At 55.6% G+C, this 17552-nt stretch carries 14 protein-coding genes; 5 read left to right on the plus strand and 9 right to left on the minus strand.

Translation table 11 applies throughout. From position 1 onward, the window contains the following. Window positions 1-306: 306 nt before the first annotated feature. A complete protein-coding gene (locus AC2FFF_RS14360) occupies window positions 307-1698 on the minus strand; it encodes an aminotransferase family protein (protein WP_142639090.1) in 1392 nt (463 codons plus the stop codon). A gap of 243 nt (window positions 1699-1941) precedes the next feature. Here AC2FFF_RS14360 and AC2FFF_RS14365 point away from each other — a divergent pair, with 243 nt between their 5' ends. Next, window positions 1942-3570 carry an acyl-CoA synthetase gene (locus tag AC2FFF_RS14365; RefSeq protein ID WP_496678703.1) on the plus strand — a complete coding sequence of 543 codons (1629 nt, stop codon included), beginning with the start codon at window positions 1942-1944 and terminating at the stop codon, window positions 3568-3570. Here AC2FFF_RS14365 and AC2FFF_RS14370 read toward each other — a convergent pair. The 7 genes from AC2FFF_RS14370 to hmgA all read right to left on the minus strand — a co-directional run bounded on the left by AC2FFF_RS14370 (window position 3567) and on the right by hmgA (window position 10227). Beyond that, a complete protein-coding gene (locus AC2FFF_RS14370) occupies window positions 3567-3902 on the minus strand; it encodes a DOPA 4,5-dioxygenase family protein (RefSeq protein ID WP_281973544.1) in 336 nt (111 codons plus the stop codon). The genes AC2FFF_RS14365 and AC2FFF_RS14370 overlap by 4 nt on opposite strands. Before the next feature lie 87 nt (window positions 3903-3989). Further along, window positions 3990-4628: a maleylacetoacetate isomerase gene (gene maiA / locus AC2FFF_RS14375; protein WP_281973543.1), complete on the minus strand. Its 639-nt coding sequence runs from the start codon at window positions 4626-4628 to the stop codon at window positions 3990-3992. A gap of 19 nt (window positions 4629-4647) precedes the next feature. Beyond that, on the minus strand, window positions 4648-4845 hold the full coding sequence (locus AC2FFF_RS14380; protein WP_281973542.1) for a DUF2783 domain-containing protein: 198 nt from the start codon (window positions 4843-4845) through the stop codon (window positions 4648-4650). A gap of 5 nt (window positions 4846-4850) precedes the next feature. Further along, window positions 4851-6461 carry an FAD-dependent oxidoreductase gene (locus tag AC2FFF_RS14385; protein WP_281973541.1) on the minus strand — a complete coding sequence of 537 codons (1611 nt, stop codon included), beginning with the start codon at window positions 6459-6461 and terminating at the stop codon, window positions 4851-4853. Between the two features lie 127 nt (window positions 6462-6588). Next, on the minus strand, window positions 6589-7539 hold the full coding sequence (locus AC2FFF_RS14390; RefSeq protein WP_281973540.1) for an MBL fold metallo-hydrolase: 951 nt from the start codon (window positions 7537-7539) through the stop codon (window positions 6589-6591). A gap of 10 nt (window positions 7540-7549) precedes the next feature. Beyond that, on the minus strand, window positions 7550-8806 hold the full coding sequence (gene fahA / locus AC2FFF_RS14395) for a fumarylacetoacetase (protein ID WP_281973539.1): 1257 nt from the start codon (window positions 8804-8806) through the stop codon (window positions 7550-7552). 65 nt (window positions 8807-8871) lie between these two features. Further along, window positions 8872-10227: a homogentisate 1,2-dioxygenase gene (gene hmgA / locus AC2FFF_RS14400; protein ID WP_271951486.1), complete on the minus strand. Its 1356-nt coding sequence runs from the start codon at window positions 10225-10227 to the stop codon at window positions 8872-8874. Window positions 10228-10285: 58 nt separating this feature from the next. Between hmgA and AC2FFF_RS14405 the strand changes: the two genes are divergently transcribed. The 4 genes from AC2FFF_RS14405 (at window position 10286) to AC2FFF_RS14420 (ending at window position 14120) form a co-directional block, all read left to right on the plus strand. Next, the gene (locus tag AC2FFF_RS14405) at window positions 10286-10738 is read left to right on the plus strand and encodes a MarR family winged helix-turn-helix transcriptional regulator (protein ID WP_142639108.1); all 453 of its coding nucleotides are present in this window, start codon (window positions 10286-10288) and stop codon (window positions 10736-10738) included. A 61-nt stretch (window positions 10739-10799) separates the two neighbouring features. After that, entirely contained in the window at window positions 10800-12038 is a 1239-nt protein-coding gene (locus AC2FFF_RS14410) for an adenylate/guanylate cyclase domain-containing protein (RefSeq protein ID WP_281973538.1), read from the plus strand. A gap of 262 nt (window positions 12039-12300) precedes the next feature. Beyond that, a complete protein-coding gene (locus AC2FFF_RS14415) occupies window positions 12301-13692 on the plus strand; it encodes an MATE family efflux transporter (RefSeq protein ID WP_281973537.1) in 1392 nt (463 codons plus the stop codon). Then, window positions 13689-14120: a glyoxalase superfamily protein gene (locus AC2FFF_RS14420; protein ID WP_281973536.1), complete on the plus strand. Its 432-nt coding sequence runs from the start codon at window positions 13689-13691 to the stop codon at window positions 14118-14120. The genes AC2FFF_RS14415 and AC2FFF_RS14420 overlap by 4 nt, the downstream gene beginning before the upstream one ends. A gap of 1091 nt (window positions 14121-15211) precedes the next feature. Here AC2FFF_RS14420 and AC2FFF_RS14425 read toward each other — a convergent pair. Further along, window positions 15212-17452: a serine/threonine protein kinase gene (locus AC2FFF_RS14425; protein WP_496882980.1), complete on the minus strand. Its 2241-nt coding sequence runs from the start codon at window positions 17450-17452 to the stop codon at window positions 15212-15214. Between the last annotated feature and the right edge of the window lie 100 nt (window positions 17453-17552).

Raw genomic sequence — 17552 nt, forward strand, 5'->3', positions numbered from 1 at the left:
GAGATCAGACATGTTCACCGCTCGTTTTTGAACCGTGAATCACGCCGCAAAACGGAAATCAATGGGTCCTGACCCTAGACAATATGCAATGGAAACAAGAGGCAGATCAGGGGCTAATTCGGGGGTCAGTTGCACCGCTTACGCTCAAAGAATACATCAACGGATTCTACAACCCGGGCCACCGACATTCAGCACTGAACGGGAGCATCCGGTCGCATATTGAGGGTTCGGGCATCCGTATTGAGAAAAAACCGGCGCAAGCAGCGCCGGTTTTCATAGTCTCATCCTAAGAGACTGCTATCGGTGTCAGCCGAATACACGCCCCAGTGCGCCATCGACAGCATCGGTGATTTGGTCGATGTCATCCGCGGTGGCAATCAGCGCTGGTGAGAAGCACAGAGTGTTGTTCCGACCGGGGACCGAGCGGTTAGTTACGCCGATGATCACGCCTTGCGCCATGCAGTCGGCCACAACGGCCTGGGCAAGCTTCTCATCAACTGGCTCACGGGACGCGCGGTCTGCGACCAGCTCAGCACCCAGGAACAGGCCCTTGCCGCGGACGTCGCCGACGACCTTGTGCTTTTCCATCAGCGCCTGAAGGTTGCCCGTCATCCGGTCACCCATAGCGACACAGTTGGCCAGCAGGTTCTCATCCTCGATGATCCGCATGTTCTCGATCGCGGCCGCTGGACCGGCGGTGCAGCCCCCAAAGGTCGAGATGTCGCGGAAATAGCCCATCGGGTCCGAGGCGTCTTCTTTGAACATGTCAAAGACTTCCTCAGTAGTTACCATGCAGGCGATGGCGGCATAGCCCGAGGCGACACCCTTGGCCATGGTCACGAAATCCGGCTTCACACCATATTGCTGATACCCGAACCAGGTACCGGTGCGGCCAACGCCACAGACGACCTCGTCGATATGCAGCAGGATGTCGTACTTCTTGCAGATCTCCTGCACACGCTGCCAATAACCCTCGGGCGCTTCGATCACGCCGCCGCCTGCGGTCACGGGCTCAAGGCACAGGGCGCCAACCGTATCCGGGCCTTCGCGCAGGATCACCTCTTCGATCTGATCCGCGGCCCATTCGCCGAAATTCTCTTCGGGCGCACCGTCCAGCTCGTGCTTGCGGTATTCCATGCAATGCGGCACGCGGATGAAACCGGGGGCGAAAGGCCCGTACTGCGCGTTGCGCTCGTCCTGACCACCTGCCGACATCGCTGCCAGGGTCGAGCCGTGATAGTCGCGGTCACGGTACAAAATCTTGGTCTTCTTGCCACCGTATTTCTTGTGGGCGATTTGGCGAACCATCTTGAACGCCTTCTCATTCGCCTCGCTGCCCGAGTTGGTGTAATACACGCGGCTCATGCCAGGCATTTTCTCGATCAGCTTTTCGGCGAACAAAGCACCTGGGATCGAGCCCGCCGAGTTGGCGAAATAGCACAGCTTCATCAGCTGGTCGTAAACCGCCTTACAGATCGATTCGCGGCCATAGCCGACATTCACAGTCCATACGCCGCCCGATACAGCGTCCAGATGCTCTTTGCCTTTTTGATCCCAGACACGCATGCCCTTACCTTCGACAATGATGCGCGGGTCGTTGGTTTCAAAGGGTTTATGCTGGATCAAGTGGTGCCAAATATGGGCGCGGTCGGCTTCGACGACGCGGGAAAGATCGTTTTCGTTGAACGTGCCGTCCATGACATGTCCTTTCAAAATTAGCGTGTGCACATCTTACAGAGGCGGTGTCGCCTCGGCTTGTATATTCGATGGCTCAGATCAGCGTGAATGGCCAGTACAAGATAGGGCCAGATCGGGTAGGTTGGTATCGCCAGTCGGGCACAGCACAGTTATTTGGCCGCCTCAGCCCGTATTTCTACGGGTTTGTCATGGGACTATGTTTGTGTTCAATTCGCGCAACTTGCGATTTGGGAGGATCCGCAGATGACAGGGGCCAACATATATGAACGCCACTTGGATCAATGTCAGGCGAATTATACGCCGCTGTCACCGCTAAGCTTTATCGAACGGACGGCGCAGGTCTACCCTGATTACCCGTCAGTTGTTTATGGCGTCCGCCGGTATTCCTGGGCCGAAACCTATACCCGTTGTCGTCGACTGGCGAGCGCTCTGGATAGGCGTGGAATAGGGCGAGGAGATACAGTTTCGATCATCGCAGCAAACATCCCCGAACTGTACGAGGCCCATTTTGGCGTTCCCATGGCCGGCGCCGTGCTGAACGCGATTAACACCCGGCTGGACGCGCCGATCATTGCCTTCATCCTGAACCATGCGGAAACCAAGGTGCTGCTGGTCGATCCGGAATTTTCTACGGTTGTGCAAGACGCACTGGAACAGGTTGATCACGATATTCTCGTCATCGATATCGAGGATCCCAGCTTTGATGGTGGCGAGAAACAGGGCAGTCTGACTTACGATGCGCTCTTGGCCGAAGGCGATCCCGAGTTCGCATGGTCCCTGCCAGCGGATGAATGGGATGCGATCACGCTGAATTATACCTCGGGCACCACAGGCAATCCAAAAGGGGTTGTGTATCATCACCGCGGTGCGTCCCTGAATGCCCAATCTGATCTGCTGGACTGGGGCATGCCCCGGCATTCAGTCTATCTGTGGACCTTGCCGATGTTCCACTGCAACGGCTGGTGTTTCCCTTGGGCCATGGCGGCAAATGCAGGGGTCTCGGTGTGCCTGCGGGCGGTGCGGGATGAGCCGATCTATGCCGCCTTCCGGGATGAGAAGGTCACGCATTTCTGCGGTGCGCCGATTGTTCTGAACATGTTGGCCAACGCGCCTGATAACCTTAAGGATTTCGATCACGAGATCAAAGTGATGACCGCAGGCGCACCACCTCCGGCGGCTGTGGTTAAGAAGATGGAGGATATGGGGATCGAAGTTACCCATGTCTATGGCCTGACCGAGACTTATGGTCCGTCCGTGGTCTGCGCCTGGAAGGATGAATGGAACAGCAAAGAAGGCGAAGAACGCGCCGCTTTGAAGGTTCGTCAGGGTGTGCGGTATTCGGCCCTGTCCGGCCTTATGGTGGCCGACCCGGATACGTTGGAACCCGTGCCTGCGGATGGCGAGACGCTGGGTGAGATTTTCATGCAGGGCAATGTTGTCATGAAAGGTTATCTCAAAAACTCCGATGCCACGGACAAGGCGTTCCGGGGCGGCTGGTTCGCCTCGGGCGATCTTGGGGTGATGCATGCGGATGGATATGTCGCACTCAAGGACCGGTCCAAAGATATCATCATCTCAGGAGGTGAGAATATCTCATCGGTTGAGGTTGAGGATATCTTGTACAAGCACCCCGCCGTGATGGAGGCCGCCGTGGTCGCCCGCCCCGATGACAAATGGGGCGAAACACCATGCGCCTTTGTTGAACTCAAACCAGATGGGCAAGCGACAGAGGCAGAGATCATCGCGTTCTGCCGGGACAACATGGCCCATTTCAAGGTGCCTAAGACGGTGGTCTTCGGTCCTTTGCCAAAGACCTCGACCGGCAAGATTCAGAAGTTCAAGCTGAGAGATCAGGCGAAGGCATTGGGTTAAGGCTGGTCGAAGATCGACAGATCTAGATCCAGCATCTCACCCATCCAAATGGCGCGGTCGCGGTGGTCTGCTAGATGCTCGCCGGTTTCGGGATGGGTGAATATCGTCAACCCTTGCCGATTCAGCGTCAGCCAGGGAATGACCTGATCAAATGCGTCGGCTGCAAAGCCCAACTGACAGCTCCACCTTGGATGTGGGCCTACATTGCGGGCGTGCATCCGCCCCATTGCAACTGGGAACAGGCGCACTGCTTCTTCACAGAGCTGCCGGGCTGTATCCTGCGTTTCTGCATCGAAATAGACATGGGCGTGATAGCCGATGATTTCGGGCATTGGGGCCTCCTGCATTTTGTTTGAAGAACGTAAGGCAGGGGTCAGGCAATTCCCATTCGCATCGGCACACAGACCCTGTGCAGAGGATCAGGTGGGGGCGTGTTGATCGGGATGCGCTGCGGCAAAGGCTGGGTGTTTGGCGCAGGCGGCCTCGACGCCCAGGATACGGGGCAGGTCGGTCAGATCGACCTGATAGCGGCGGGCATTGTACATCTGTGGGATCAGGCACAGATCAGCCAGCCCTGGCTGCGGTCCAGTGCAATATGGGGTCTGTTGGAAACCGCCCAACTGGGCTTCGAACGCAAGCAGACCCGGTCGTATGAAATGGTTCATCCAGTTGCCAGGCATGCCTTCTGCATTCCCACTGAGCGCGGTTGCATGGCGTGCGACTGACAAATTGCAGACTGGGTGAAGATCAATGGCTATGGTTTGTGCCAGCGCCAGTGCTTGTGCGCGAATACCGGGTTCCGCAGGAAGCAACCCCAGACCCCGTGTCATGTCCAGATAGTCGATGATTGCCAAAGATTGCGTCAGCCGCAGCCCGTCAATCTCAAGCACTGGAACCAGCCCTTGCGGGTTGCGCGTAAGATGCGCGTCAGATTTGTGATCTCCGGCGACAAGATCGACAGACACCGCACGATAGGTGATGCCAGCCAAGTTTAACGCGATCCGCACCCGGTAGCTGGCCGACGAGCGCCAATAATCATACAGAACTACGCCACTCATCGCTGGCCTCCTGTTTACGTCAATTCTCGTTCAGCTTGGCGGCTTTTAGGGCTTCAGACAACACCTCGGCATTTCCGATATGGTTGGCTAGCACCAGTACCAGCCGCGCATTCAGCGCGTCGCTGTCGGATTTATCCAGCCGGTCATGGGCAGCGATCAGTTCAAAATAGAAATCATCTGCATTGTCCAGATTAGGTGTGAGGATCAGTTGGGTCATCTCGCTTACTCCTTACCGGTGGCCCTGCGGATCGCCTGCCGGAATGCGTTTTCTTCGTACGTATCACGGCGGGCGGCCACGTGTTGATCGGGACGGATCAGATAAACCGCGCTGGTGGCATCCCCCAGATAGCGGCGCTTGAGCGCCAGGGTCGGATCGTCCTTAACCGACAACGCCAAGCGGGTTGCCTGAACCCCGTCTTCCTCAAGAGTGTCTGGTGCGTCGGCGTCAATCGTCAAAAGGGTAAACTTGCCCGCGAGTTTCGGCAGCAGGAACGCGGCGCCGAGGGGGGCATCCGGGCACGCTGCGCCGGGACGGGTGATATCTGGCCCGTTCAGCGCATCTGCGGAATTCAACGACGAGCCCGCATAGGTACAAGGTGTGCTCAGACGGCCGGAATTCACCAGAGGGCGCGCGAATTCGTAGTGCTCGCCCAGGTCCAGAACGGCGTCGCGCAACAAGCGGGACATCTGGGATTTCGGCGTGATGAAGTCGGTCGAGCGACTGGAATAGGCAATATTCTCATCAGCGGCCTGCACCCGTTCATGGCTGTAGCTATCCAGCAAATAATCGGGCGCTTTTCCGTCGATAACCAGCTTCAGCTTCCAACTCAGGTTGTCCGAATCCTGTACACCCGAATTGGCCCCACGCGCACCAAACGGGCTAACCTGATGGGCGCTGTCGCCGGCAAACAAGACCCGGCCATACCGGAATCGCTCCATCCGGCGACACTGGAAGGTATAGATCGAGACCCATTCCAAATCGAATTCGACATCTTCGCCCAGCATCTCCTTGAGGCGCGGGATCACATTCTCGGGCCGTTTTTCCCGTTCCTTGTCGATATCCCACCCCAGTTGCAGGTCAATGCGCCAGACATTGTCGGGCTGTTTGTGCAGCAGGGCGGATTGCCCCCTGTTGAACGGTGGATCAAACCAGAACCAGCGTTCGGAAGGAAAGTCAGCCTCCATCACGACATCAGCTATCAGGAAGTTATCTTCGAACACGCGCCCGTCGAAATCCAACCCGAGCATCCTGCGGGCCGGAGAGTGCGCGCCGTCACAGGCGATCAACCAGTCGGTTTCGATGTTGTAGGGGCCTTCGGGGGTCTCTACCTCAAGCGTGACATGGTCCTCATGGGTGCCGATCGCCTCGACCCTATTGCGGCCGCGAATATCGATTGGCGCGCCTTCAGCTTGGAGTGCGCGCAAGCGGTCCACAAGGATCTGTTCTAGGTGATATTGCTGCAGATTGATAAATGCCGGATTGGCATAGCCTTGTTCTGGCTGCAAATTGAATTCATAGATCTGTCTTGTGTCGAAAAAGACCTTGCCGGTATCCCAAAGAACACCTTTCCGCACCAAGGGCTCTGCGCATCCAAGCCTGTCGGCTATGTCCAGCGTGCGCTGTGAAAAACAGATGGCCCGGCTGCCAAAGCTGACCTTGTCATTTTCGTCCAGAACGACAACCTCAACGCCCTGTTGTGCCAGATCAATAGCTGTGGCCAAGCCGATTGGCCCGGCGCCGATGACGATCACCTTGTGGCGTATTGGGGCTACGGCGTCCTGATCGGGATTTCGCGCGTAGGCGTAAAGCGGTATTTCGAAGATCTTGTTCATGGGGCTCTCCCATTGCGCTGCGCTGAGGGTCCTTTCCACCAGCCGTTCAGGCTCAGTGGTCCCGATCCCAGGGTCTCACCAATCCGTCCTGCGAAAAACGATCTGGATCAAATGCGACCGTATGTCCTTAACTCTGCAAGGCTTCCCACATCTCCAGATCTCGTTGGGCGGTCCAGATGCGCGGGGTGTCGATCCCGCGCGCCTCGTCATAGGCACGGGCGACGTTGAAGGGCAGGCAGTGTTCATAGATCGCGTAATCGGCGAATTTCGGGTCGCATTCGGCGCGCACCGCGTTCCATGCTTCCTTCAGGCTTCCTCCGCGCGCCGCAACCTTGGCTGCCGGACGATAGGTGCTGTCGACAAAATCGCGGGTGTTTTCGATGGCTGCATTGACCATGTCCTTGCCGACCAGGGCATCGCCACGGCCTGGCGCAATGGCGTCGACATCAAACCACTTGATCTCATCCAGTGTATCGCCCCAGTCGCCGAAATGCCCATCGCCGCAGTAGCAGGCCGAGTGATACTCGACGATGTCACCGGTAAACATCACATTCTGATCGGGTACATGGATGACGATATCGCCTGCTGTATGTGCGCGGCCCAGATGCATCAGGTCAATCCGACGTTTGCCCAGATACACCGTCATGGTGTCGTTGAACGTGGTCGTGGGCCAGGTCAGACCGGGAATGCTTTCGTGCCCTTCGAACAGGCGCGGGAAACGCTGGAACTCACTGTCCCAATCTTCCTGTCCCCGTTCCACCACCATCGCGCGGGCCATGTCTGACATCAGGATCTGCTGCGCCCCAAAGGCGCTGGCACCCAGAACACGGACGGCGTGATAATGGGTCAGCGCCACATGCGTGATCGGCTTGTCGGTGACCGAGCGCACGCATTCGATTACCTTGTTGGCCAAACGGGGCGTCGCCTGTGCCTCGACAATCATGACACTGTCATCACCGATGATGACGCCCGAATTCGGATCCCCTTCGGCGGTAAAGGCATAAAGCCCGTCTCCTACCTCGGTGAACGAGATTTTCTTTTCCGACATGTCCCCCTGGGACGCAAATGCCTTGGCCATTTGTGGTTCCTTATCGCGAGTATGGGTTTTCGAGAGCGGGCAGCACGGTTCCGGCACATTCGCCAAATCCGATCGTGTACCCTTTCCCCTTGGCCGCTCCTGTCAGGGTCAGCGTGTCGCCATCCTCGATAAAGCTGCGGCTTTCGCCGGTTTCCAGTGTCAGCGGCTCTTTCCCGCCCCAGCTGAGCTCCAGCAACGAACCGCGCTCGGGCTTTGTCGGGCCAGAGATCGTGCCGGACCCCAGCAGATCACCGGTGTTCATCGGGCAGCCCGACGTCGTGTGATGGGCCAACTGCTGTGCGGCGGAATAGTACATCTGACTATAGTTTGTTCGCGCGATTGTGGTTGCGGCCTTGCCGTCCGGAGCCATCGTGATCGACAGATCAATGTCATACAGCATCGGGCCGGTCTCTTTGAGGTGACCCAGCAACTCAAAATCCCGCTCGGGCGTGTCACAGCGGAAAGGTTCCAGCGCCGCCTTGGTCACGATCCATGGGCTGATCGACGTGGCGGTGGCCTTGGCCTGAAACGGCCCAAGCGGCTGATACTCCCACGCCTGAATATCGCGGGCGGACCAGTCATTCAGAAGGACATAGCCAAAGATATTGTCGTCTGCCTCTTGTACGGAAATTGGTCCGTCAGAGGGCGTGCCCACGATGGCGCCCATCTCAAGCTCGATGTCGAAACGACGGCTGGGAAGGAAGGCCGGAAGGTCCTGATCGGGGGATTTCAACTGGCCCCAGGGGCGGCGGATATCTGTTCCCGACACCACGACCGAAGACGCCCTGCCATTATACCCGATCGGAATATGCAGCCAGTTAGGGGGCAATGCATTCTCTGGTCCACGGAACATGGTGCCGACATTTTGGGCGTGGTGCCGGCCGGCGTAGAAATCGGTATATTCGCTGACGGCAAAAGGCATGTGCAGCTCGGCATCTGCCTGCGCCACAAGCAAAGGCGCGACGTCCTCTTGTGCCGCGCTGCCTTCGGCCAGCAGATCCATCAGACGGTTGCGCAGGGCGGCCCAAACGGCGGGGCCTTGCTCCATCAGCGGGTTCCAGAAAGGCAGGTCGAACAGCGGTTCGTCGTCCAGAACGACCAGTCCCTCGGCCTCGGCAGCTGTGACATCAAGGATCATGTCGCCGATTGCAACACCACAATGCGGGTCTTCGCCGCCAGTCGAAAACACGCCATAAGGCAGGTTGTTCAAAGGAAAAGGGTGATCGGCAGAATTGGCCGAGCTCACCCAGGATTTCTTCAATGGCATTTTGTCTCCAAACCTCTGTCAGGGGCCAAGATTTTTCGTCGAAAAATCTGCGACCTCAATCGGAATTATTTCTTGCCCGGTGTACCGTCGAACTTTTTCTCAAGCGACGTCCAGCAGTCAATGTAATCATCCTGCAGCGGGGCCTCGGTCGCTGCAAATGATGTCAGATGCTGCGGGAACCGGGTTTCGATCATGAAGGACATCGTATTATCCAACTTATCCGGTCCAAGGTTCGAATTCGACGCGTTGTCAAAGGCATCCTGGTCAGGTCCGTGCGGCAACATCATGTTGTGCAGACTCATGCCGCCGGGAACAAAGCCCTGTGGTTTGGCGTCATACTGGCCATAGATGTTCCCCATCAGCTCAGACATGATGTTCTTGTGATACCAAGGGGGGCGGAATGTATCTTCGGCCACCATCCAGCGTTCGCGGAACAGGACAAAGTCGATATTGGCCGTGCCCGGTTGTCCAGACGGCGCGGTGAGTACGGTGAAGATCGACGGGTCAGGGTGGTCAAACAGGATCGCCCCCACCGGGCAATATGTGCGCAGGTCGTATTTGTACGGGGCATAATTGCCGTGCCAGGCGACTACATCCAGCGGGCTTTGCCCAATCTTTGTAGTGTGGAACTGCCCGCACCATTTGACAGTGACGGTCGATGGTACCTCACGGTCTTCATAGGCCGCGATAGGTGCCTTGAAATCTCGTGGGTTAGCCATACAGTTGGCGCCGATCGGGCCGCGTCCGGGCAGTTCGAATTTTTGCCCGTAATTCTCGCAGACAAAGCCACGGGCAGGGCCCTCAAGAACCTCAACCCGATAAACCAACCCGCGCGGCAGAATGGCGATTTCCTTGGGCTCAAGGTCGATGATCCCCAACTCGGTCGCAAAGCGCAGGCGGCCTTCTTGAGGCACCACCAGCAATTCGGAATCGGCCGAGAAGAAATAGTCATCCACCATCGATTCGGTGACCAGATAGATATGGCTGGCCATCCCGACCTGCGTATTCACATCCCCTGCTGTGGTCATCGTGCGCATGCCTGTCAGCCATGTCAGCCCATCTCGGGTATGAGCGACGGGGTCCCAGCGATACTGGCCCAGGCTGGTCACATCTGGGTCAACACAAGGTGCCGATTTCCAATAGGGCAGGTCGATCTTATCGTAGCGATGCGAATGCTTCACCGAAGGGCGGATACGATAGCACCAGGTGCGCTCGGGTGGGTTGGCGGTAAAGGCAGTGCCGCTCAGTTGTTCGCCGTATAGCCCATAGTTGCAGCGTTGCGGGCTGTTCATGCCCTGCGGCAGCGCACCGGGTAGGGCCTCGGTTTCGAAATCATTGCCAAAGCCGGGCATATAGCCCGGATGGGTGCCAGCGGGCGTACTGGCCTGGATCATTTTATGCGGGTCTGTCGGATGGTTCATCCTTGGCTCCTGCTGTTTTCTGCTTGTGAGATAATAGTTGATTTTGTAACTAACAAGCATGACAAAGACAGAAAGTACCGAAAGAGACGGGTTTGATCTGCTGGATTTCCTGCCCTATCTGCTGAACCGGGCAGCCGAAGAAAGCGCACTGGAATTTCAGCGTGTATACAAAGACCGCTATGGGATGCTGCGCACGGAATGGAGAGTGTTGTTTCATCTGGGCAATTACGGAGAATTGAGCGCGAAAGAAATCGGTCAACGCGCCAGGATTCACAAAACCAAGATAAGCCGCGCGGTCAGCAGGCTTGAGCAGCGCCGATTTCTTGTCAGAACCGTCAGCCAGACGGATCGCCGCGTTGAACATCTTGCATTGACCACGGCCGGACGGTCGGTTTATCGCGAATTGCGTGGTATTGCGCAGCAATATGATGCTCAGCTTGCCGCAATGTTCACAGAAAACGAGGCTACCTTGTTGCGCAAAATGTTGCGAAAGCTGGCTGATATGAATTGACCTCTGGTAATTCGAACCCTTCGCTCCCAGATGGAAGCCAGAGCGGACACAGGAATGTGAAATGACAGCCCCGAACCAAAACGCGGCAAAATCAAATGATCTTATCAACTGGCTGGTGACGCGGGGCCTTGAAGGTGCCGAAAAAGAAGAATTGCTGGACGGCTATTGTACCCGTCTGATTGAACTTGGTGTGCCCCTGATGCGATTTCACGCGGCGCAATCGGCGCTGCACCCGGTATATGGCGGCACCGGATACAGCTGGTATCAAGACACCGGCGGTGACTATCAGAAATTCGAGTATTCAGAAGAGACCAGAGAAGACTGGATGAGCAGTCCTCTATATGCGATTTTACATCACGATCTTGACGGCGTCCATGAACGCATGGTCGATCAGAACGAGCCCAGCCGCTATCCATTGATCAATGAATTACGCGAAGCTGGTGCGACCGAGTATTACGCTAAAGGTGTGAATTTCGATCCGCGGTCGCAGACCTCAAAAAAAGCCGTAGATGGAGTCCTGTTGTCGTGGGCCTCGAACGCGCCGGATGGGTTTCGGGAACAGGATCTTGACCTTATCAATACGGCTCTGCCCCATTTGGGCCTGGCACTAAAGTCAGCCTCGAACGCGCGGATATCCAAAGATCTGATGCGCGTCTACTTAGGTCGGGATGCTGGACGGCGTGTTTTGTCGGGTGAAATTCGCCGCGGATCCCTACAGCAGATCGACGCCGTGATATGGAATTTCGACCTTGAAGGCTTTACCAGCCTCTCCGAGAATCTGCCCGGAATCGAGATCATCGATATGTTGAACGACTATCTGGCGGTTGCCGTTGGCGTCGTACACGATAATGGCGGCAATATTCTGAAGTTCATGGGCGATGGATTGATGGCTATGTTCAATGTCGGCGAGATTGAAGAGGACGTGCAGGCGGCCCTGCAGGCGGTTCCCATGTTGCAGGACCGGATCGCCGAACTGAATGCGCAGCGCGAATCCGCTGGACTGCCGGTGGCCAACTTCACACTGGCCTTGCATGCGGGCGAAATTCTGTATGGCAATATCGGTTCTGAGACACGTTTGGATTTCACGGTGATCGGCCCAGCGGTGAATCAGGCCGCGCGTATCGCTGGCATGCATCGGTCCTTGGGGCAACGGATACTGATCTCGGATGACGTAGCCCGCGCGGCGCAGCCCAGCGATCAGGATCTGATCTCGGTCGGGCGCTATATGCTGCGCGGTGTGGCCGAGCCGAAAGAGCTGTTTACGGTTTATAATGTTTCCGGAACGCAATCAGGCGTTTGAGCGTCCGGTTTGAGCCCATATTAGCGATTTTCTGCAACGCGGCGTAAGTCAGCTTCCGCAAAATCGGATGCAGTATAACCGCTTGACGACAGAAAAATTTCAGATTAGCCAACGTACAGGCTGTGGACGCCTGCCTCCCGCTGACTTTTGTCTTGGTTAAGTTCTGCGACTTAATTCTCTATCTACCTCTTTCCGCATATCGCGCGGATGGTAATGCGGGTCCCATCTCAAATTGCGCGATCAGGCAAGAGAGATATGGGACATGACTGATACCCCCACTAATACATTCACCGATGGGCCGCTTGGCACCATCTACTTTAGGACCGCATTTCCGATCATTTTCGTGATGGGGATGAATGGGCTTCTTTCTGTCGCAGATGCGCTGTTTCTGGGCATTTATGTAGGCCCTGATGCGCTGGCTGCGGTCACCTTGATGTTCCCGATTTACATGCTGATTGTGGCGCTTTCCACGCTTGTGGCTAACGGCATGTCGAGCCTTCTGGCGCGATCCCTTGGCGCGGGTGACATGAACGGCGCGCGTGCCACGTTTGCAGGCGCACACGGGCTGGCAATTGGATTGGGCGCAGTTCTGATAGTGTTGTTCCTTCTATTGGGCCAGCCAGTTGCATTGCTGGCCGCTGGTGGGTCAGAGACTTTGGCCCAGATGGGGGTGGTCTACCTGCGGATTACGGTGTTTTTCTCGCCACTGTTGTTCGTGTTGTCAGTCAATTCTGATGCGTTGCGCAACGAAGGGCGCGTGGGCTTCATGGCGGCGATGAGTCTGTTGGTTTCGATTGCAAACATCGGGTTCAACTACGCACTAATCGCCGTTCTGGACATGGGCGTCGCTGGGTCAGCCTATGGAACTGCGGCGGCACAAGCGCTCGCGTTTGCGATCATTTTTGCGTTCCGATTGTTTGGGGAAACATCGCTGCGTCCTGCGACCTTGCTGTCCCATTCCGTATGCGGAAAATGGGGGCGGATCCTCGCACTGGGTGCACCACAAAGCCTCAATTTCATTGGACTAGCTCTCGGGTCGGCCGCGATTATCTCAGCCCTCCAATGGATTGGTCGCCCGGGTTACGCCGACACAATTACTGCTTACGGGATCATCACGCGGGTCATCACCTTTGCTTTCCTGCCACTTCTGGGCTTGTCGTTTGCAATGCAGACGATCACGGGCAACAACTATGGTGCTGAACTTTGGCAAAGGTCAGATGCAAGCCTGCGCATGGCACTTTGGGTCGCGTTTGTTTATTGCGCAATCGTGCAGGCCGTTGTGATTAGCATGCCTAGCCGGATCGCCAGCGCGTTTGTAGACGACACGTCGGTCATTGCAGAGGTTGCGCGCATCTTGCCGGTAATGACATGTGTCTTTTTCCTGTTGGGCCCGTTGATGATGATTGCGACCTATTTTCAGGCGATTGGATCTGCAGGAAAGGCAGCCCTTCTAGGGCTGACAAAACCTTATGCATTTGCGATCCCGTTGACGTTTCTGTTGCCCTTCTGGTTTGGCGAAGTTGGCATCTGGTATGCGGGTCCGCTGGCCGAAGTGATGATGTTGGGTCTTACTGTTGTAGTGCTTTGGCTCTCCGCCCAAGACCCAGAGCTAAAATGGGGCATTTTCCACACCAAAAAAGGAGTGGCGTCATGAACACGCAATTTCCGTCAGCTACGCAAGCTAAGGATCAAGCTAAGCGTTTGCGCACAAAATTGACCGAGGAAGGTGCATCGATTGGCCATGCCAAGTCTCTCGAGTTGGTCGCCCACCAACACGGGTTCCGCGATTGGAACACGATGTTTGCAGCCATCGGAAACGGACCACCCAAGGGATGGGCCATCGGTGACAAGGTCAGCGGAACGTATCTATCGCAACCGTTCACGGGGCATGTGGTCTCTATTTCGATCATGAAACCTGGATGGTTCCGGTTAGAGGTGCACTTGGATGAAGCCGTAGACGTTGTCACATCCGAAGGCTTCTCAAATTTCCGCTCGCGCATTCGTGGTGTAATTGGTCCCAAAGGACATTCTGTTGAACGGACAAGCGACGGGCAGGCGCACCTTCAAATCAATTTATGCTGACTGGGAAATCCGGTTCTTAAATTTGTCAGCGGCTGTTGGCGCGATTGAAGCCGATGGCGGTCTTGTCCCGTAACCTGTGAATATGTCGTATTAGAAATTCTGCGCAATCGGCGAATGGCAGATTTTGCCGCTGTCTTGCGGCGGCGGAACCTGACCTCTTACGGAGATTTTCGTGCGCGAGCGCGCGCAGCAAAAATACCGAAGGTACAGATTGGGCTCAAAGCCGTCATCTGACAGTTTTTGTATGGTTCAAACGATCAGAAGTGGTGGCCGATGTCTGCTGTGCGGACAAACATGCCCCTGGTATTTTCCGCTCGAATGACCGCTTTGTACGCTTTGTGATCGCGGTGAAAAACATCTCTGGCGGGAAGTAGGCCTTCGGTGGTGATGTAAAACTGAACGGTTGCTGGATAAGATCAAACCTTCAATCTGACAGAAACAGTAGACTTCTTTCTGTGGAGAAAGCCTCTGATTGAGTTATGTAAATTGCAAGATTATCGAAGTCCTTTTGATCTGTTTGAAACGAACCCACGTTGTTGGCTTCGAGTACTGATTGATGGACCAAACCAAGGTTAAAAGGCTAAGAAGGTTTTTCCGTGAGGACCAAAGACGGCAATTGCCCAGCACCTGCACTCCGATTTTCTCTGGTAGGAAACTGAAAACACTGCATTTTCAGATCCTGAGTCTCTAGTATCCGGACCTGATACCGAGAGGCTTCCAAACAATAAAGCCTAGCCATCTTTTCGCATGGAAATACCGTTCATCCAACGTTCACATTCTATATATGCGCTTTTCATCTCTGCGAGCCATATTGTCCTACTGAATTTAAATACCGTTGGTTCACAGAAACAACCGACGAGTAACCATACCGCTGCTCAGAACACCGGCTTGTTCAGAGAACTTTGGCTCACTCTCACCATATACGGTGAAATGAAACATACCGGTTTCGTTATCTTTGTCTGTTACGCACGCCCAGACAGTTGTGTCGCAAACTTTTCGAAAGACTAGAACCAGTGTTATGCTTTTTCACAACCCACCTATTCAATGTGGCGTGGTCAACTCGCACACTGCGTTCAGCCATGATCTCTCTATTACTTGCCCACGTAGTGCAAGTCCGCCAGCCACAAAGAAGTGCCTCTTCTGACCGTGAACTTGAAGTCAGTCTGGCCGTCATTCAAACCTGCACGCAGAAGATCGGCAATCGTATCTTGCCCATCGATATTTTCATCTGTCGGAAAATATGCTGTCAGCTGGTCGTTCGGTTTCAGAGTTGTGCCTGGGCCTACATCTTCTGGGACATGAACCACGCTCGTAACCCATTTTCCATTCTCAGCATATTGAGTTTGAAAAACGACGCCATTCGACAAGGTCGTGTCTTGTACGACACCCAGTGTAACGTCCCGCACTTCTACACCGTCTCTTGGGTTTGAAAGCCCGATGGTCACATCCATGGTTCCCTCTTGCGAAGGAGTAGCCCCAGATTGAAGTAGAACGGCAGCGATGGAGTTCAGATCATTGATTTCAATCCCATTGACAGAGTCAATACGCAGCCCCGCGTGAACCCAAACCGGGGCCTCGCTAGCGACGTATTCCACAGTATCGGGACTATCCGCCGACGCTACAAAAGGCAGAAGAACCTTCCATTCAGATTTCACTGAAGTCGGCCCTAAATCCTGAACGATTTGAGTGGTAGTATCAGCTTCGACATTCGCCTGATCTGTGTCGCCAGTGCTCACTTTAGCAGCAACTTCAACGCTAGCCTGCGCGCGCGATTCTGCCTCTGCCATCGCCATTGCGACTGCTTCGATCTCAGCCTGTGCTCGGGCTTGCGCTTCTGCTGCGGCTTTGGCTGCCGCTTCGACTTCGGCCTGCGCGCGCGCTTCTGCCTCTGCCGCGGCTTTGGCGGCCGCTTCAACCTCGGCTTGCGCGCGTGCTTCTGCCTCGACAGCGGCTTTGGCACGTGCTTCGGCTTCGGCTTGGGCCGCCGCCTGAGCAGCCGCTTCGGCCTCAGCCTGTGCACGAGCTTCCGATTCGGTTGCCGCTTTGGCGCGGGCTTCGGCCTCAGCACGCGCTATGGTCTCTGCCTGCGCGCGGGCTTCGGCTTGGGCCAGTCGTGCCTCGGCTTCTGCGACCCGTGCGGTGGCATCTGCGATTGCTTCTGCTGTCGCCGCTGCTTCGATCTCAGCTTGGGCGCGGGCTTCAGCTTCGGCAGCCAAAACGTCCTCTTGCGTTGCTTGTGGCTCGGAGGATGGTGAAAATGCTCCGATGGCCAGCACGCCGACTACGGCACCTACAACTCCAAATGCCAGCAGCCCGCCGGTTATTGCGACACGGTTGATTCCGCCGGATGAAGAGACCGCAACTCTAACATCCTGTTCAACGGCGGTCGGTTCGGTCAAGTGATCTATCGCCTCGAGCCACTCATCAGCGGTTTGAAAGCGATCCTTTGGCATCGCCGACATAGCCTTGTCGAGCGCTTCGAGAAAGACGTCATCATACTTATCAAAGCGCCCCTGCAAAGGTTTGCAAGGATCGGGCTTTTGCTCGGCAATCGCAGAGACCCGAGTCTGGCTGTCTGGCGCGCGCTCTCCGGTGATCACATGATAGAATGTTGCCGCCAAGGAATAGAGGTCGCTAAACGGTCCTTGCACGCCGTCAGTGACATAAAATTCCTGTGGGGAATAGCCATCCTTGACTGCGCGTAAGGCAGACAAAACACGGTTTGTTTTCCTATTTTGCTCACGCGCAGCACCAAAATCAATCAATACAGGTATCTTGTTGGGTCCGACCAGAATGTTGTCAGGCGATATGTCCCGATGCAACATCCCTTGCTTGTGCATAAATGCGACCGCATCCAGAATCTGCCGCAGGATCGACATGACATCGGCTTCGTCCAGCTGGGTTTCAGCGTCGTCGATTGCGTCCAAAAGGTCCGGGCCTTCAACGAAGTCCAGTGCCATATAGGCGGTGTCGTTGTCCTCAAAGACTTGGTGCACACCAACAATATTGGGGTGATCCATAGTTGCCAGGCGCTGGGCTTCGTTGATGAAGTGCCGCACAATCTGGCGAAGATCTTCTTTGTGTTTTTGCACACGAGCCTTCACCTGCAGATTCTGTCGGCGCGCGAACATGGCTGGAAAACACTCTTTGATGACCACCTTGCGGTTGAGACTATCATTGGCCAGATAGGTAATGCCGAAACCGCCGCTGTTCAGGTAGTGGTCAATTTTGTACTGACCATGCAACAACCGGGCGCCTGCAGGGAGGTCGTCTGCGGAAGAGGCTCCGATCATCTGACCCGTATCTTCATCACCAGTCGTTACTAGTTTCATTACGTTGCCCATGCCTCGTCCCGTCCGTTATCGTCCCTTGCAAATCAGGAATTATTCAATTTCCAATCACAAAACGTTTCTCAGTTATACACACTCTTTA

It is taken from the genome of Ruegeria sp. YTSA226, assembly GCF_059609905.1.

Coding starts and splice junctions, on each gene's coding strand:
- AC2FFF_RS14390 (WP_281973540.1), bottom strand. CDS start 7,539: ATGGCCAAGGCATTTGCGTCCCAGGGGGACATGTCGGAAAAGAAAATC.
- AC2FFF_RS14365 (WP_496678703.1), top strand. CDS start 1,942: ATGACAGGGGCCAACATATATGAACGCCACTTGGATCAATGTCAGGCG.
- maiA (WP_281973543.1), bottom strand. CDS start 4,628: ATGAGTGGCGTAGTTCTGTATGATTATTGGCGCTCGTCGGCCAGCTAC.
- AC2FFF_RS14420 (WP_281973536.1), top strand. CDS start 13,689: ATGAACACGCAATTTCCGTCAGCTACGCAAGCTAAGGATCAAGCTAAG.
- AC2FFF_RS14370 (WP_281973544.1), bottom strand. CDS start 3,902: ATGCCCGAAATCATCGGCTATCACGCCCATGTCTATTTCGATGCAGAA.
- AC2FFF_RS14410 (WP_281973538.1), top strand. CDS start 10,800: ATGACAGCCCCGAACCAAAACGCGGCAAAATCAAATGATCTTATCAAC.
- AC2FFF_RS14425 (WP_496882980.1), bottom strand. CDS start 17,452: ATGAAACTAGTAACGACTGGTGATGAAGATACGGGTCAGATGATCGGA.
- AC2FFF_RS14360 (WP_142639090.1), bottom strand. CDS start 1,698: ATGGACGGCACGTTCAACGAAAACGATCTTTCCCGCGTCGTCGAAGCC.
- AC2FFF_RS14385 (WP_281973541.1), bottom strand. CDS start 6,461: ATGAACAAGATCTTCGAAATACCGCTTTACGCCTACGCGCGAAATCCC.
- AC2FFF_RS14380 (WP_281973542.1), bottom strand. CDS start 4,845: ATGACCCAACTGATCCTCACACCTAATCTGGACAATGCAGATGATTTC.
- AC2FFF_RS14405 (WP_142639108.1), top strand. CDS start 10,286: ATGACAAAGACAGAAAGTACCGAAAGAGACGGGTTTGATCTGCTGGAT.
- fahA (WP_281973539.1), bottom strand. CDS start 8,806: ATGCCATTGAAGAAATCCTGGGTGAGCTCGGCCAATTCTGCCGATCAC.
- AC2FFF_RS14415 (WP_281973537.1), top strand. CDS start 12,301: ATGACTGATACCCCCACTAATACATTCACCGATGGGCCGCTTGGCACC.
- hmgA (WP_271951486.1), bottom strand. CDS start 10,227: ATGAACCATCCGACAGACCCGCATAAAATGATCCAGGCCAGTACGCCC.